At 29.7% G+C, this 17,512-nt stretch carries 16 protein-coding genes and 1 tRNA gene; 12 read left to right on the forward strand and 5 right to left on the reverse strand.

The features are described from left to right. Positions 1 to 39: 39 nt before the first annotated feature. The 3 genes from rpmI to thrS all read right to left on the reverse strand — a co-directional run bounded on the left by rpmI (position 40) and on the right by thrS (position 2,833). Positions 40 to 237, reverse strand: a complete 198-nt coding sequence (gene rpmI, locus ACIQ2J_RS04000) for a 50S ribosomal protein L35 (protein ID WP_022827375.1) — start codon at positions 235 to 237, stop codon at positions 40 to 42. Positions 238 to 315: 78 nt separating this feature from the next. Continuing rightward, the gene (infC, locus tag ACIQ2J_RS04005; protein WP_396167151.1) at positions 316 to 864 is read right to left on the reverse strand and encodes a translation initiation factor IF-3; all 549 of its coding nucleotides are present in this window, start codon (positions 862 to 864) and stop codon (positions 316 to 318) included. Between the two features lie 22 nt (positions 865 to 886). Beyond that, entirely contained in the window at positions 887 to 2,833 is a 1,947-nt protein-coding gene (gene thrS, locus ACIQ2J_RS04010) for a threonine--tRNA ligase (protein WP_396166988.1), read from the reverse strand. 484 nt (positions 2,834 to 3,317) lie between these two features. Between thrS and lpdA the strand changes: the two genes are divergently transcribed. From lpdA to ACIQ2J_RS04030, 4 genes are all read left to right on the forward strand, one after another. Beyond that, the gene (gene lpdA, locus ACIQ2J_RS04015; protein WP_396166990.1) at positions 3,318 to 4,721 is read left to right on the forward strand and encodes a dihydrolipoyl dehydrogenase; all 1,404 of its coding nucleotides are present in this window, start codon (positions 3,318 to 3,320) and stop codon (positions 4,719 to 4,721) included. A gap of 356 nt (positions 4,722 to 5,077) precedes the next feature. After that, positions 5,078 to 5,162 (forward strand) — tRNA-Ser (locus tag ACIQ2J_RS04020). A 285-nt stretch (positions 5,163 to 5,447) separates the two neighbouring features. Then, the gene (locus tag ACIQ2J_RS04025; protein ID WP_396166993.1) at positions 5,448 to 6,686 is read left to right on the forward strand and encodes a site-specific integrase; all 1,239 of its coding nucleotides are present in this window, start codon (positions 5,448 to 5,450) and stop codon (positions 6,684 to 6,686) included. 300 nt (positions 6,687 to 6,986) lie between these two features. Then, the gene (locus tag ACIQ2J_RS04030) at positions 6,987 to 7,577 is read left to right on the forward strand and encodes a tyrosine-type recombinase/integrase (RefSeq protein ID WP_396166996.1); all 591 of its coding nucleotides are present in this window, start codon (positions 6,987 to 6,989) and stop codon (positions 7,575 to 7,577) included. 103 nt (positions 7,578 to 7,680) lie between these two features. Here the strand turns inward: ACIQ2J_RS04030 and ACIQ2J_RS04035 are convergent, their stop codons facing one another. Both ACIQ2J_RS04035 and ACIQ2J_RS04040 read right to left on the reverse strand, forming a co-directional pair. Then, positions 7,681 to 8,361: a hypothetical protein gene (locus tag ACIQ2J_RS04035; RefSeq protein WP_396166999.1), complete on the reverse strand. Its 681-nt coding sequence runs from the start codon at positions 8,359 to 8,361 to the stop codon at positions 7,681 to 7,683. Positions 8,362 to 8,404: 43 nt separating this feature from the next. After that, complete coding sequence (locus ACIQ2J_RS04040; protein WP_396167003.1) at positions 8,405 to 8,917, reverse strand: hypothetical protein; 513 nt, start codon at positions 8,915 to 8,917, stop codon at positions 8,405 to 8,407. An 843-nt stretch (positions 8,918 to 9,760) separates the two neighbouring features. Between ACIQ2J_RS04040 and ACIQ2J_RS04045 the strand changes: the two genes are divergently transcribed. The 8 genes from ACIQ2J_RS04045 to ACIQ2J_RS04080 all read left to right on the forward strand — a co-directional run bounded on the left by ACIQ2J_RS04045 (position 9,761) and on the right by ACIQ2J_RS04080 (position 17,329). Then, positions 9,761 to 9,952: a hypothetical protein gene (locus ACIQ2J_RS04045; protein ID WP_396167005.1), complete on the forward strand. Its 192-nt coding sequence runs from the start codon at positions 9,761 to 9,763 to the stop codon at positions 9,950 to 9,952. 182 nt (positions 9,953 to 10,134) lie between these two features. After that, positions 10,135 to 11,994: an ATP-binding protein gene (locus ACIQ2J_RS04050; protein WP_396167007.1), complete on the forward strand. Its 1,860-nt coding sequence runs from the start codon at positions 10,135 to 10,137 to the stop codon at positions 11,992 to 11,994. A gap of 41 nt (positions 11,995 to 12,035) precedes the next feature. Beyond that, positions 12,036 to 12,698 (forward strand): response regulator, encoded by a 663-nt coding sequence (locus ACIQ2J_RS04055; RefSeq protein ID WP_396167009.1) that lies wholly within the window; start codon positions 12,036 to 12,038, stop codon positions 12,696 to 12,698. 179 nt (positions 12,699 to 12,877) lie between these two features. Next, positions 12,878 to 13,576: a hypothetical protein gene (locus ACIQ2J_RS04060; protein ID WP_396167011.1), complete on the forward strand. Its 699-nt coding sequence runs from the start codon at positions 12,878 to 12,880 to the stop codon at positions 13,574 to 13,576. A 13-nt stretch (positions 13,577 to 13,589) separates the two neighbouring features. Further along, positions 13,590 to 14,225 (forward strand): YiiX/YebB-like N1pC/P60 family cysteine hydrolase, encoded by a 636-nt coding sequence (locus ACIQ2J_RS04065; RefSeq protein ID WP_396167013.1) that lies wholly within the window; start codon positions 13,590 to 13,592, stop codon positions 14,223 to 14,225. 5 nt (positions 14,226 to 14,230) lie between these two features. After that, the gene (locus tag ACIQ2J_RS04070; protein ID WP_396167015.1) at positions 14,231 to 14,710 is read left to right on the forward strand and encodes a hypothetical protein; all 480 of its coding nucleotides are present in this window, start codon (positions 14,231 to 14,233) and stop codon (positions 14,708 to 14,710) included. 292 nt (positions 14,711 to 15,002) lie between these two features. After that, the gene (locus tag ACIQ2J_RS04075; RefSeq protein ID WP_396167017.1) at positions 15,003 to 15,851 is read left to right on the forward strand and encodes a hypothetical protein; all 849 of its coding nucleotides are present in this window, start codon (positions 15,003 to 15,005) and stop codon (positions 15,849 to 15,851) included. Between the two features lie 734 nt (positions 15,852 to 16,585). Further along, positions 16,586 to 17,329 carry a hypothetical protein gene (locus tag ACIQ2J_RS04080; RefSeq protein WP_396167019.1) on the forward strand — a complete coding sequence of 248 codons (744 nt, stop codon included), beginning with the start codon at positions 16,586 to 16,588 and terminating at the stop codon, positions 17,327 to 17,329. The last annotated feature ends 183 nt before the right edge of the window (positions 17,330 to 17,512 follow it).

Below are 17,512 nucleotides of genomic sequence, written 5' to 3' on the forward strand. Positions count from 1 at the left end.
GGTTGAAAACCATAAACAACAAACCATAAACAACAAACATTATATAATTCTTAATTGTTGTTTGATGCTTTTCATATCTGTTTTGTGAACCAAAGCAGAATGGGTTAAAGCTAATTTACGCTTTTTAGATTTCTTGGTCAAAATGTGACTTTTGAAAGCGTGTTTTCTTTTAATCTTTCCAGAACCAGTAACTTTAAATCGTTTCTTAGCACTAGATTTTGTTTTCATTTTAGGCATAATTTCCCTAATTTATTTAAATTTAACTTACTTACTTATTTTAATAGCGTCTTGCTGCATACTGCAACTGAACACTGCTTACTTCTTTTTCTTCGGAGCAATATACATAATCATTCTCTTTCCTTCTAGAACAGGTAATGCTTCTACTTTTCCGTAGTCTTCTAAATCTTGCGCCAAACGCAATAATAAAATTTGTCCTTGCTCTTTATAGATGATAGATCGTCCTTTAAAGAATACAAATGCTTTTAATTTAGAACCTTCTTTAAGAAACTTCTCTGCATTTTTTCTTTTAAAATCATAATCATGTTCATCGGTTTGTGGACCAAAACGAATTTCTTTTACAACGATTTGTGTTGACTTAGCTTTCAATTCCTTATCCCGTTTCTTCTGCATGTAAACGAACTTTTTATAGTCCATAATTTTACATACTGGCGGTTCAGCATTAGGAGAAATTTCTACCAAATCCAATTCAAATTGATCCGCAAGACGCATAGCATCCGCAGTTTTAAAAATACCTGGTTCTACATTGTCTCCAACAAGACGTACTTCAGGCACACGAATAAAGTTGTTTATTCGGTGTTCATCTTTTTTTTCTACTCGAGGTTGATAACCTCTGTTGTTTCTAATTGCTATGGCTTTATTATTTTAGTTAAACTTCAAATGTTTTTAAGGTTTTGGCAACTTCTTCATTAACAATTGCTACAAAATCTTCTATTGTGACTGTGATATTTCCTTTTCCTTCTTGTCCGTGACGTCTTACTGAAACAGTTCCGTTTTTCTCCTCATCCTCACCTACAATTAGCATGAACGGCATTTTTTGCACTTCGGCATCTCTAATTTTCTTCCCAATCGTCTCGTTGCGGTTGTCAATTAGGGCGCGAATTTCGTGATTTTCTAGCAGATTTAAAACTTTTTCGGCATATTTTTCATATTTCTCGCTCAAAGACAAGATTATAGCTTGTTCTGGCATTAGCCAAAGAGGGAAATTTCCTGCTGTGTGTTCTAATAAAATTGCTATAAAACGTTCCATTGATCCAAACGGTGCTCGGTGAATCATAACTGGTCGGTGTAATTTGTCATCGGCTCCTTTATAAGTCAATTCAAAACGCTCTGGTAAATTATAATCTACCTGGATAGTTCCTAGTTGCCATTGTCTACCAAGAGCATCTTTCACCATAAAGTCAAGTTTAGGTCCGTAAAATGCAGCTTCGCCATATTCTACAACCGTATTCAATCCTTTATCGCGAGCTGCATGGATGATTGCATTTTCTGCTTTCTCCCAATTTTCATCGCTACCAATATATTTATCTCTATTTTCTTTATCTCTCAACGAAATCTGAGCAGTAAAATTTTCAAATCCTAACGAACTAAATACATAAAGTACTAAGTCAATTACTTTTTTAAACTCACTATCCAATTGATCTGGCGTACAAAAAATATGCGCATCATCTTGCGTAAATCCTCGCACACGAGTTAAACCATGTAGTTCCCCACTTTGTTCGTATCTATAAACTGTTCCAAATTCAGCGTAACGCTTTGGTAAGTCTTTATACGACCATGGTTTGGTATTGTAAATCTCACAGTGGTGAGGGCAATTCATCGGTTTCAATAAAAACTCTTCCCCATCGGCTGGAGTAGTTATTGGCTGAAAACTATCTGCACCATATTTAGCATAGTGACCAGAAGTTACATACAATTCTTTTTGTCCAATATGCGGCGTAATAACTTGTTCGTAACCTGCTTTTTTCTGTGCCTTTTTCAAAAATTGCTCTAATCTATCGCGTAAAGCAGCACCTTTAGGTAGCCACAAAGGTAAACCTTGACCAACTTTGGCCGAAAAAGCGAATAAATCCAACTCTTTGCCAAGTTTACGGTGGTCTCTACGTTTTGCTTCTTCTAGCAATTCTAAATATTCGGTCAAATCTTTTTGCTTCGGAAAAGAAATTCCGTATACTCGAGTCAACTGTTTGTTTTTCTCATCACCACGCCAATAAGCACCGGCAACACTCATTACTTTCATCGCTTTGATAATTCCAGTATTCGGAATATGACCACCACGACACAAATCAAAAAAGTTAGCATGATCACAAAAAGTAATCGTACCATCTTCCAAATTCGATATTAATTCTGTTTTGTAAACATTATCTTTATACGCCTCCAATGCCTCTGCTTTAGTAACAGGACGCATAGTAAACTCATGTTTCTCTCTAGAAATTTCTAAAACGCGGTCTTCAATAGCCTTAAAATCGGCATCTGTAATTTTGTTATCTCCAAAATCCACGTCATAATAAAACCCGTTTTCAATTGCAGGTCCAAGCGTCAATTTAATTCCATTAAATTTTTCTTCCAGCACTTGCGCCATAACGTGAGAAGTAGAATGCCAGAAAGCCTTTTTGCCCTCTTTATCATTCCACGTGAACAAAACCAAAGAACCATCCACAAATAATTCCGTCGAAGTTTCTACAGTAGTACCATTAAAAGCAGCCGAAATTACATTCCGAGCCAATCCTTCACTTATGCTTTTCGCAATATCCATCGGAGTTGCACCATTCTCAAACTCCTTAACCGAACCATCCGGTAGCGTAATCTTTATCATTCCTAAAATTTTATGGACTGCAAATATAGTCGATTCACAAAACACATACAATATATATAGCTAAATATCACAAAGTATTTTCAGGAGCGAATCTTTCGGGCATTTTAGTAAAGGCAATTCCTGCTTTCGCCTTTAGTCTCGTTCCGTTCCTCCACGAGAGCTACCGGCTCAATCAGGGCTATGTTCCCAGCATATGGTATGAAATTCAGTTTCCAAAATCATTTATAATATTGCATTCCTATCCCAATTTTAAACTTTCGATAAGCTCTAATTAAGAAAGTAATTCGATAAAAACTTTATACTTTCCTACTCAATTAGCTAAAATACAATACAAATTAGATTAAAACTTCCTAAACAAATACTAATTGTGGGATATATAAAACTTTATTTTCCCTAAAAAAGGGCCCAAATTTTTACGATTATCATTGCAATTTAATTCGTATTTTTGCACCACTATTTAATAAAACACAAAAAAAGTTAAGTTATGAGTTCATTTGACGTAGTCATCATAGGTTCAGGTCCTGGCGGATATGTTTCGGCAATTCGTTGTGCCCAATTAGGTTTCAAAACCGCAATTATCGAAAAATATTCTACCCTTGGCGGAACTTGCCTTAACGTTGGGTGCATTCCATCCAAAGCATTGTTGGCCTCTTCCCACCATTATGAAGAATTGCAACATTTTGCCGATCACGGAATTGAAGTTTCGGGAGAAGTAAAAGTGAACTTAGAGAAAATGATTGCCCGCAAGCAAGCAGTGGTGGATCAAACTTCAGGAGGCGTTAAATTTTTAATGGACAAAAATAAAGTTACCGTTATAGAAGGAATGGGATCGTTTGTAGATGCTACTCATGTAGCAATCGCTAAAGCAGATGGCACTTCCGAAACTATTGAAGGTAAAAACATCATTATAGCAACAGGTTCTAAACCTTCTACCTTGCCATTCATCACTTTAGATAAAGAAAGAATCATCACTTCAACCGAAGCATTAAAATTACCAGAAGTTCCTAAACATCTAGTAATTATTGGTGGTGGCGTAATCGGAATCGAACTTGGGCAAGTGTATTTACGTTTAGGAGCACAAGTTTCGGTAGTAGAATATTTAGATAGAATTATCCCAGGAATGGATGCTGGTTTGTCTAAAGAATTGACCAAAGTCTTGAAAAAACAAGGCATGAAATTCTATACTTCTCATAAAGTAAAATCGGTTGCTAGAACAGGAGATGCTGTTACCATACAAGCCGACAATGCCAAAGGCGAAACCATTTCTTTAGAAGGCGATTATTGCTTAGTAGCAGTAGGGCGTCGTCCATATACCGACGGATTGAATGCGGATAAAGCAGGAGTGAAGTTGACTGAAAGAGGCATGGTGGAAGTAAACGATCATTTGCAAACCAACGTTTCCAATATATACGCTATTGGTGATGTCGTTCGTGGCGCCATGTTGGCTCACAAAGCCGAAGAAGAAGGAACCATGGTTGCCGAAATCATAGCCGGACAAAAACCACATATCGATTACAATTTAATTCCGGGTGTAGTTTATACTTGGCCCGAAGTTGCTGCCGTAGGTAAAACCGAAGAGCAACTAAAAGCCGATGGAATTGCCTACAAAGCAGGAAGTTTTCCTTTTAAAGCATTGGGTAGAGCTCGTGCAGGAGGAGATTTGGACGGATTTGTAAAAATCCTTGCCGATGCTACAACAGACGAGGTTCTTGGTGTACACATGATTGGTGCCCGTTGCGCCGATTTAATTGCCGAAGCCGTAACCGCAATGGAATTTAGAGCCTCTGCCGAAGATATTTCTAGAATGTCTCACGCACATCCAACCTTTGCTGAAGCAATTAAAGAAGCAGCCTTGGCTGCGACAGACAACAGAGCGCTTCACGTTTAAGCCCTTTATTATATCAAACCTAACCCCAAAAGATTTCAAATCCTTTGGGGTTTTTTAGGTCTAATTTTTTTTGGGAGCGGCACCGTTGGTATATTAGTAATACAATTTTTGGTCTACGTTTTTTCCATTGGGAAATCAGGATAAATTAGATTTTCAAAAATTTATACCAAGCGAATAAACAAGAGGGTTGCTTTTTATTAAATTATTCAAATTTAAATTTCATAGGTAATGAATAGAATATGAAACGATTAGTTTAGTGCAAACAAAATAATTATTATTTTGTTTAAAATCTATTTGGAAAACAGAAAAAGGTTACTATATTTGCATCCGCATTACGGAAGTAGTTGCGTCTTATTGGAGAAATGGCAGAGCGGTCGAATGCGGCAGTCTTGAAAACTGTTGACTGTAACAGGTCCGGGGGTTCGAATCCCTCTTTCTCCGCGAAATAACTTTCAAAAGTTATCAAAAACCTCGAAATCCTATGATTTTCGGGGTTTTTTCTTTTTACTACCTTTCAAATTATTCATTCTTTTTCAAAATTCAAGGTGCAAAATCGAGACCCTAAAAATTTACAAATAGTTGGGTCTCGCTAAATCGATTAAACAGTTTGATTTATGGAGCTAATCTCAATGCTAGCAACCTATTCAACGACTTAATCAATAAACAAACATCTTGTATTGTGGCAAACCTTATCCTAAATTAATGTATAATTTAAAGGTTACCAAAATGAAAGCAAAAACCACCTTGCATTTCTATGCAAAATCAACTAAAGCCAATGCAAAAGGGCTATTTCCTATTTATGTGCGATTAACAGTCGAAGGGAAACGATTCGAATACAGTTCTAAAAAGTTCATAGAACCAACAAAATGGTCGAATGAATTAAGCCGAATGAAAGGAAATTCAGAAGAAGCTCGTTCAATAAACAGCTTACTTGATTTCACTAAAAATCAAATAAATGAAATCCAATTTGAACTTCTAAAAGACAATATTACATTGAATATTGAGGAGTTCAAGAACAGACTACTAGGAACAAAAATTAGAGAACGAATGTTAATCCCAATATTCAAAGAACACAACAGCAAAATAAAAGATTTGCTTGGTATAGAATATGCACCAGGTACATTAGAGCGATATGAAACATCACTCAAACACACATCAAACTTTTTATTTTGGAAATACAATATAACTGACATCAATATTGATAAAATAGATCATGCTTTTATTACTGATTATGAATTCTACTTGCGAACAGTGAGGAAATGTGCCAATAATACAGCTGTTAAATACATCAAGAACTTCAATAAAATAATCAAGCTTTGCTTGGCCAATGACTGGTTAGATAAAAATCCATTCGCCAACTACAAATCAAAAGTCAAAGAAGTAGAACGCGTTTATTTATCTGAAGAGGAAATTCAAAGTATCATAAATAAAGATTTTAAAACCGAAAGACTCTCTCTAGTAAGCGATATTTTCCTTTTCAGCTGCTTTACAGGCTTGGCTTATATTGATGTCAAAAACCTAACAAAGTCACATATAAGCATCGGGATTGATGGCGATAAATGGATATTTACCCACCGCCAGAAAACCGAAACCGCTTCTAAGATTCCAATTCTTCCAGTAGCGCAAATGATTATTGACAAATACGCAGACCATCCACAAAGTGTAAATGAAGATAAACTATTGCCGATACTTAGCAATCAGAAAATGAATGCCTATTTAAAAGAAATAGCTGCCGTTTGCGAGATTGAAAAAGAACTAACTTTTCACATTGCCCGACATACTTTTGCTACTACGGTAACACTTACAAACGGCGTACCTATTGAAAGCGTTAGCAAAATGCTTGGTCATAAAAATTTGCGTACAACCCAACATTATGCTAAAGTATTGGATAAAAAAGTGAGTGAAGACATGAAAATTCTTCGAGACAAGTTTTCACACCTCTCCACACTTTCCAAAACTTCATAAAGAGGTTGCTTCTTGGATTGTAAATACGTGAAAACACTTATTTTTTTCATGTGTTATGCTGATTAAATTGCAAACTATTATTACAGAGAACTCTTTAAATCTCCACAAATAAAAACATAATCAATCATTTATGCCCAAAATTTTATCACCTTATACTTTTGATAAATGTATAAGGTAATTAGCATTGATAATCAGTTAGTTATGTATTTTTTATTATTTTAACTTATACTTTTATCATTTTTAGTAGTTGAGTATAAGTATGCCCTTAAATTTGTATCTTAATAATAACAAATAGTAATTATGAGTACTAAAGGACAAAATACAAATACTACATATATGGAATGGAATGACTTCTTTTCAATAATCACAAGATTAGAAAAAGATGAGAATTATAAATTCTGTCTATTAATTTCAATTGGCGTATTTACTGGATTAAGAATTTCAGATTTATTAACTCTTACTTATTCAGATTTATTGAGAAATGAAACTTTCACATTGAGAGAAATGAAAACAAAAAAACAAAGAAGTATTAAAGTAAATAAAGACTTGAAAGAGATTATTAGTAGGATTGTTTCAAAATCCAACATCACTAACTTAAATCAACTTATTTTCATTAACAAGTATGGAACTAAATCAATTGATAAATCTTATTTGATTGTTAAACTTAAAGAGTTAGTGAAAAAGTATAGAATAAAATTAGATGGTAATTTTTCTACACATACTTTTAGAAAAACACTTGAAAGAAGGGTAATGGAAGTAAATAATTATTCAAATGAAAGTTTAGTTTTGTTGATGGAACTTTTTGGGCATTCAAGTATGAGTATAACAAAACGATACCTTGGAATTAGAGAACAAGAAATTCACAATGTTTATGACAGTTTAACTTTTTAAATAATTTACTTTACACAAATAAAAAATAATAATATTTGATATTATATGTAAGTAATTTAATTTAGTTTTTCAAATTTCCCCAATTTGTTAGTAGTTGTACATTTTAAATTTTCCCAATGGTTGAGTGAACAATAGAAATATTTTGTTTTAAGATATACATCCTACCTTTTATCAAATCATTCAAATCATTCTCAGTAACATCCCAAATAGTCAAGACCTCAATACATGGTTCTTGAAAAAAATCTGTATAAACTTTTTTTATTTCTTTTTTTAGAAAATCTGAATATTTATTATTTGTATCTAGATTATCCATAAGATAAAACAGTCTATGAAAACCATTAAAAAGATTATCATATTCAACTATAATGTTATATAGTTTATCTCTATTAATTTGTTTAACTAAAAGATTTTCTAATACTTGGGAGGGAAATATTTTAATTGCATGCACTCCTGTTTGTTGAAAAAACTTATACTCTTTCAATGATTTTTTAAATTCAACAATTTCATTGTAAGTAGTCCTAAAATTAGATTCATGAATTATTATATTATTATTATCGATTTGTTTTGTGAGAGCAAGATAAAGTAAAATTGCAGATAAAAGTCCTATAGCAGGCGCAGTAATACCACCAATTGTATCACCAATTTGTCCTGTGCTACCATCATTACTAAAGCTGATAATTGAAAATTGAGTAAACAATATTGGACTGATAATCACCCAAATAATAAATATTAATATAATTATTGATAAATGTTTTTCAATAAATGAAGTCAATTTGTTTTTCATGTCTATAAATTTTAATTAAGAATAATAAATTACATTCGAACAATTAAATGAAGGTTAATTCAGGAAGTGTGATGTTTTTTACTTTTCTACGCAATAAAACAAGGTTTTTTTTAGAAACATTAATGCCTAAATAATTATTTTTACTATCATACAAATCTCCATTTGTTAAGTCTAATTTTTGACCGGTTCCTTCGTTATGAGCATGTGGATTTGAAGGAAAAGGGTCTTTGTCATACTTATGTATAACCCAAATTTCGCCTTTACTTTTAATTGTTTCTTCATCAATTCTAGTTATAGAACCTTTTGGTAGAATAGAATCTTCTAATTCAATAGTTTCAATTTCAATTGGAAAATTGAAATTTTTTAGCATCTCAAAAATTTGAGATGCATTAAGATTATGTGAAGCAGTTCTTGTACTATCGTCAGCTTCGTAACCTAGTTGTTTTGCCAATGCTAATTGAATATTAAGAAATGTTAGTTCAATAGATAGCTCATTTTCGAGTAATATTTTTGCTTCGTCAACATCCTTTATAAATTGGTTTATTTGTTCAGACATTTTGTTAAATATTTCAGTTAATTTTATTACTTTTTTAAAATAAATTCTTAAACTTCAAAGCTATAACTGACCTATCAAATTTCTGAACATATTTTTTACCACATTACGGTTTTTTCGAATTTTTTTTACGGTGTTTAAAGTTAAAAGTAGTAAAGATAATTTAACTTACACCTTTAATATTCACATTTTAACAAATAAGGTTTTTGAATACTACTGTTTTTTAAATAACTTCAAAACCTGATCAATCTAATTACTGACATATTCAAGTCAACCAATAAATCCCTAATTTAAATTGTCTTTATAAATTCGTTTTGGTGATTTTTAAACTTTTCATAAAGTAGGATTAAGTCATTTTCAATCTTAATCTTAATCTTAATCTTAATCATAAGTAGATTATATTTTGTTGAGGTACTCATATTTATTCGGATATAAGTTTTTTAAATTTTTGAATTGTCCCAATAGTATTATCCGTCAGTTTCATTGTCTTTCTTAGAGAATATACTTATTTTCTACCAACTTCACCTTCATCCTTCTTTTAACTATCATATCCGATATTAATTCTTTTTACTAATTGTCACTTTTTGATATGACTATTAGGTCAAAATTATTTTATGTACCAAATAATAATGCCAATATATAATTACTAAAAAAACCTTTATTTAAATAACTCAAATTTTAACATTTTTTACACTTTTAAAGTAAAACAACCCCTTACAAACTAAGTAGTTTTACATCGTATTAATACAAGTACAAGGAATTCCTGAATTTTTTAACAAAAATCGCAAAATGTTGTTTTTCAATGTTTTGCACAGAAAACTATTGTCTTATTTAATACTTAAAAACATGAAAAACCTTAATTTTAAAACACAAAAAAAATTACACAAAACTTTATTATTTTCTTTGGTATTTGCAGCTTCAATTACTGTATTTACCTCCTGTACTGCAGATGAATTACCAACATCAAAACCAAACAAACAACAAATTTCAACTGCTAAAGATGGAGTTATTGTTCCGCCAATAATTATTAAACCTTAATTATTATAAATTAAATAAAATATAGCAACAAATCTAACTATTTAGTTGCTATATTTTTTATTTATGTAAATTTGAAATTTTTAAACCTAATTCTTTTGAACAAAATAACTTACATCTTCCTTTTTTTAATAATTTTCATTTGTTGTGATAAACAAAAGGGAGTTCATCATTCTAAAAACTCAATGCAAAATATAAAAGAATCAAGGAAACAATTTGAAATAAATACAAGGAATGATTTATTAAAACTTGGAAATAAATATGCTTACGAAAAGAAGTTTTATGAAATAAATAAAATTATTGAAAATAAAGCAGAATCTAACAAAGACACAATAGGCAATATTTATGCAAAAACAAATATTGGACTTTATTATTTTAATTTATTTAGCAATGATAGTGCTTATTATTATTTTTCGAAAGCTGAAAAGTTATCATTGCAATTAAAAGGGAATCCTCACATTTGTGAAATATTTCAATATAAAGCGGATTTACTTTGGTGCCAAAAAGATTTTTCTGCAGCAGAAACAACCGCCATAAAATCTTTAAAAAATTCTAAAGGAAATAATATAGTTACATATAGTTCCTATTTAACAATTGCAAACGCTTTATTTGGGATGAACAATTATGATAAATCCTTAATTTATTATAATAAAGCACTAATCAAACTGGAAGAATTAAAAAAATTAAAACAATATAACGAATTAAAAACACAAACTTATAATTACATAGCTAAAGTTTATCAAAAAAAGAAATTATACCAAAAAGTTATTGAATATTTAAAAATAAATGTCAATCTAATAAAAATTAAAAAGACAGATTTAATAACATATTCCCATGTGGTTAATACCATAGCATACTCAAAATTAAAACTAAATGATAAATCTTCATTACTTTTATTTAAAGAAGTTGAGAAAATTGCTGACAGTATTAAGTTTGTTCCAACTCAAGTAGAAGTTAAAACCTATATGGGCGAATATTATTTAATTCAACAGGATAAAGTTAAAGCTAGTACTTATCTTAAAGATGCACAAAAATTAGCCCATAAAAATAACATTTTTGAAGATGAATTAAAGATTTTAAAACTATTAGAACAAGCTAATCCTAATTTGTCAAACTTTTATTCAGACCGATATATTATATTGAACGATAGTCTTCAAGATGTGGAGCGTGCTACTCGAGATAAATTTGCTAGAATAGAATTTGAAACTGATGAAATAACCAATCAAAAAGAGATAGTTTCAAAAGAAAACAATTTACTTAATAAACGAATTTGGATTATTTCAGTTTTCGGATTATTGAGCTTGTTAGTGATTGTTTTATGGTTTATGAATAAATCTCAAAAAGCAAAAACTCGTGAACTACTTTTAAAACAAGAACAACAAAAGGCTAATGAAGCTATCTATCAATTGATGATTGATCAACAACAACAGATGGAAGAAGGTAAAAATATAGAAAAACAGCGTATTTCGTTAGAATTACATGATGGTGTAATGGGTAAATTATCAGCAGTTAGATTGAATTTATATGCTGCACTTCATAAAGAAAATTTGATAGAAAACGAAGTGTTTTCGAAACAAATTGATGAAATTCAAGAAGTTGAAAAAGAAATTAGAACTATTGCCCATGACTTAAGTTCTAAATTATTTTCAGACAACGCCAATTTTATTGGAATTGTAAAAGAACTTTTTACTAAAATAGAAAATCACTCTCAAATACATTTTACACTTGAGGTTAGCGAAGCAGTTAATTGGGATTTAATTAATAATAGTATCAAAATAAATTTATATCGGATTTTACAAGAAGCATTGCAGAATATTGAAAAATATGCTAATGCCAAAAATGTATGTTTGACAATGTCATTAATAGAAAGTAATGAAATAAATATTGTTATTTCAGATGATGGAATTGGATTTGATACCAACAAAAAAAGTAATGGAATTGGCATTAAAAACATGAAGGCCAGAATAGTAGAATTGAATGGCAAATTTAATATTAAATCTGAATTACATCAAGGAACTGAAATAAATTTGACAATTCCATTTTAGATTACTACTTTCACAAAATAAAACTTTAAACGTTTAAAGCAATGATTGTAAGAATTTTAATGATTGACGATCATCCAGGAATGATTGAAGGTTATAAAGCTATGTTGTCACTAAATAAAGAACAACATAATATTGAAACTATATCGGCTTTTAATTGTGAAGAAGCTTATAACATTATTATTAATCCAGCCAATTCTTCGGCTTTTGATCTTGTTTTTTTAGATTATTCTATTCCGGAATTCCTCGAACAAAAAATTTACAATGGTGAAGATTTAGGTGTTTTAATTCGAAAACATCTGCCCAACGCCAAAATCATTATGTTAACTGCGCATTTTGATGCTATTAGATTATATAATGTAGTAAAAAAAATCCAACCCAACGGATTGTTAGTTAAAAGTGATTACAAACCACCGCATTTACTTGATGCATTTGAAAAAGTACTGGCTGGCGAAACCTATTATACGCCAATAGTACTAGAAAAAGTAAAAGAGCCATTATTTACAAAAGGATTTTTGGATACTTTAGATAGAGAAATAATAGTATTACTAGCAGAAGGATTTCAAATAAAGACTATTGCTACAAAAATGAATGTTTCTGAGGATACCATCAAAAAAAGAAAAAGTAAAATAAAAGACTTATTAGGTATAGAAAAAGGCAGTGACGAAGACATTCTAAAAGAATGTAGAGCACTAGGTTTATTATAATTTTCAACTAAAATAAAATTTTAACTTTTTTTACACTTTTAGTGTAAAGCCAAGTTTTAAGGTTGTGCTAGTTTTGACATAACAAATTAATGCAGAATTATTTGTTAAAAAACAATTAGTATTAACTAAAATCTGAGAAAAACCTTAAAACTGGTTCAGATTTTTAAAATTTTATTATCATGAAAAAATTAGTATTTGGCTTAATTGCCACAGTTATGTTTGGGTTTGCGGGAAATGCACAAGAAAGTTCAAAAAATCCATATGATTACGCAGGAAAAATTCACAATGATGTTTTAGATGTTTTTTTTAAAAAATATTATAAACCAAAAATGAGTTTTGATGAAATTAGTCAAATCACAAAAAAGTTATTTTTAAATAACGATGATTTTATAAAATATTTTGGAGAAAATGATTATTCTAAAATCAATTTTACAAAAGATTACATGAATGAAACTATTAAAGATTTACCTAATCAATTTAAAAATATAATAAGTAAATATTCTCAAGATGAAAATTTGAATTTATATCTCAATGAATACGTAAGAGGTGTTTTAAAATTTATGAATGACGATTATCCGGAAATAATGGTTTATAACTACGTTATTGAATTCGAAGACACAATACTAAAAAGTAGTTTAAATGAAGAACAAAAAAAACAAATTTTGATTTCAACGTCTATAACTAGATTTTCAAATTATTATTGGAATAATTCTGGCGTAACTTCTTTTAAACGTGGCTGGTTGGCAGATGCTATTGGTGGAATTATTGGAGGAGTTGTGGGCTCTTTTATAGAGCCAGGTTATGGAACTTATGCTGGAGCTGTAATTGGCGCTGGAGCCGCTAGTGGCGGAGTTGAGGCAATAAAAGAGAGTAAGTAGTTAAAATTAATTTGTGTTTGGAATAATACTTTTTAATGATTTTGCCAAATTAAACGAGTTTTTTTCAAACACATTTTTCAAAAAAAATATGAGATATTTTTTACTATTATTTTTTATTCAAGTACATTCTCAGGTAATAATTCAGGATAGTATCTATATAGTAACAAGAGGAACAAATGAGAAAAGAGAACTTATTGCTGATAATTTCAATTTATACAATAAAAACATTACTCATGTAGGAATAGGAATTTGTAAAAATAATAATTTATTAATTTACAATTTAATGCCTACCGAAGATAAAAATAATTTAATAATAGATAACTTATTAACTTTCTTTAATAGAGATAATATTTATTATAAGGCAATATATTCTTGCGCGATCAATAGCTCAAATATGAATCTTTTAATTAACAAATTAACAAATCTGAAATCAATTAATTTAAAGTATGATTATGAATTTAGCATACACAATGATAATTTTTATTGTTCTGAATTTGTAGCTTATTTATTAAATAATCTGGAAGATTTTGACTTTAAAACTACCATTTCAGACAGTTGTTTTGAATATTACCCAGCGGATTTCTTTTTGTCTGATCCAAGGTTTAAATTGGTGTATTTAAACCAAATTAACAATCTAATTAAACAATAATAAACATGAAAAAAATTTTATTAACATTAATGGTTTTACCCATCTGCTCTTTTTCTCAATCAAAATTAAATATAACTGGAAATACAGGTGTTTTATCTGCAGACAAAGAAATCCATTTACTATTAAATGCTACAATTAATTATGATATCACTTCAAATTTTAGGGTAGGTATAGATACTTACGTTTCTCCTTTTGAAGTTAATAATGTGAAAAATCATAACAATCAATTTTATGCGGTTGTTGAGTATAGAATTCCTAAATTAAATTTACTAAATAATAAACTATACATTTCTTTAATTGGCGGTCCAGGAATAATCAACATTGGAAATAAGGATAATGGTAAAACTGAATATTCTACAATTTTGGCTTCAAAAATAAATTATAACATTTCCAAAAAAACAACTATTGGACTTAAACAAGGTTTTTTATTAAACGATATTAATAACGCAGCATTTGTAGGTTTTTTTATTAATTATTCTTTCTAATTACTTAGCGTAAATTTTATACTAAGGTGCAGCTTTGCAAACCGTGTTGATAAAGTTTACAAAATTAAACCCACTATTTTCTTAAAACCAAAAACGACAAGCTCAAGGAGCTTGTCGTTTTGTTATACAATAGTCCAATCTAAAACATTAACATTTTTTACACTTTTAGTGTACTACCTCACTTTAAGGTTATAGTAGTTTTGACTTAACAAATTATTCGAGATTTATTTGTCAATTCACTATTAAAAACCCTAGAATGGTTCTGGGTTTAAAACTTTAAAAATTATTTATTATGAAAAAATTAGTATTCGGCTTAGTTGCCACAGTTATGTTTGGTTGTATTGGGAATGCACAGGAAGGAAAAGAAAATGATAAAAGAGTAAATGTTGAAAAATTAACAAATGATCTTTTAGATATTAATAAAGGTTATGTTCAAGATTATCAAAAGCGTTCGTTTAAATCATGGTGTCAAATAGGAGTTGCAGATGTTGGAGGAGCTTGGGCTGGATGTTGGGCAGGTGGAAAAATCGGTAGTCTTTTTGGCCCACAAGGTGCGGCTATAGGTTCTGGCGTAGGAGCGGTAGTTGTTGGAGCAGCTGCATCATATGGAGCTTCTAGGATGGCGTCAACAGGTTTAAATCCAAAATTATTAGATGAACGTATTCTATCATATGACTCTTCAATTACATTTTCTAACCCAAACCAAAATCCTTTTGATATCTCATGTGGTAAACGACACAATGAATTATTAGTTTCATTATTAAAAAACAATAATGCTGAGGAGTCTACAGATTTGAATAATATTTATATAAATATAAAGTTAAACGATAATGAAATATTATTTTATAAAGAAAAAATAGACGCAACAATAGGGTTTTATTCAATGTTTAAAAATTCAGATGATATAGTTGAAACTTTTAAAAATCTAATCGATATTAATGTAACTGACAGTATACTTCATAAAATTATGAATAATTATATTGACGGTGTTCATGCAACTGGAAATCTAGACGATGCTATTAAACTTACTAATGAATATGAAGCTTACATCATTTTAAATGAAGAAATTTCAGAAGAACAACGTGCTACTTTATTGATGGGCTTCTCTGTTGCTAGGTATAGTTTTAATTTTTGGAATTAATTAATTGATTAAAATGAAAAAATATATATATTTCATTGTAGAAATTATTTTCTTGTTATACTTTTTAATAACAACCTGTTCTTTTATTATTAATAATATTGAAAAAGTTGAAGTTGTAAAAATTATTTGCAATAGTTTGATAATTATTATTATGTTATTGCTTTTACATAATAGAATACGAATTTTTATAAAAAAAATAAAACACGCCCGTTAAAGCTCTTTACTTTGCGTTATAATAAAGTCTATAGTTCAGTATAATTCATAACTTAATAACTAACCACTACCTTAAACTAGTGGTTTATTTTCTAAAAATTAAAGTCAGAAATTAAAAATCTATTTAATTTGAGCTATTATATTACTGTTCTAAGGTTTTCACAAACGATTTGACCAATACCCTAAAAAGTAGTTAGATAATTTTGAGTGGTATCTCGATATTAAATCAAAACAAGGTCATGACATAGACAGTGATGAAATAGAATACATTTTTATAAAAGTAAAATGGCTACTAAATAAGAAAACAACGCTTGAATAAAAAACGACAGCCAACAACTGTCGTTTTTTTATGTATCAAAATTAAACTTTAACAATTTTTACACTTTTAGTGTAATACCACATTTTAAGGTTATAGTAGTTTTGACATAACAAAGTACTGCAGAATTATTTGTTATCAAAAAAAATTAATAAAAATCTGAAAAAGTTTCAGGTTTTAAAAAACTTTAAAAACTTTATTTATTATGAAAAAATTAGTATTCGGCTTAATTGCCACGGTATTTATGAGTATTGCATCTTTTGGACAAACAAACGACCCTTCAAACCCCAAAAACGAATATGATTATGTGGGCAAAACCCATAATGTAGCTTTAATAAAGCTTTTAGAATCTGATAAAGAAAAAGAATTATTTAGCAAAAATCCAACAGAATATTCTATTAAAATTTTGGAAAGTAGTAATATTCCAAGTAATGGTTTTATATCTATTATCGGAGATGAAAATGTTATAAATAAACTTGGTGCATTTGAAATTAATAAGACTTCGTTTTCTTTAAATGAAATTGCAACTTGGTATGATGAAAAATACATAAGCAAAGATGTTAAAATGTATTTAGAAAATTTACTTGAAATTGTAGAAGGCTTTGAAAAAAACAATGACTATTCAATCTTAAAAAACAGAATTATTGAATTAGAAGATAATTCTAATGAACTTAATGAAAACGATAGGGTATTTGTTCTATCAGTATCTTCTTTAACAAGATATTCGTTTAGTTTTTGGATAGCTAATAGTAATTCTTTATCTGCAAGAGGAAGTATAAGAAATGCAGCAGTTGCTGACTTAGCTGGAGCTGTAGGTGGAGGAGTAAGGACAGCTGTGGTTTGTGCTTTTACGGGACCTGTTGGATGGGGAGCATGGTGCGGTGCGGTCATTGGGTCTGGCTTGGGAGCATCAGCAGCTTATGGAATTGTATGTTGGTTAGGTAACTAAAAATTAAAGAGTATGAAATCATTTTATTATATTATAATAGTTTTCATTATTTCCATATTAAGCATTGTAGTTTATAATTTTATTTTGAATGAAAAAATAGACTCCAATTCAACTGTTCTAGCAATAATTGTTTCTGTTTTAAGTTTTTCTGGAATTACAAAAATGAATAATTCAAAAATGCAT

Origin of the sequence: Flavobacterium sp. (assembly GCF_044357305.1) — a bacterium.
Classification (GTDB): Bacteria; Bacteroidota; Bacteroidia; order Flavobacteriales; family Flavobacteriaceae; genus Flavobacterium.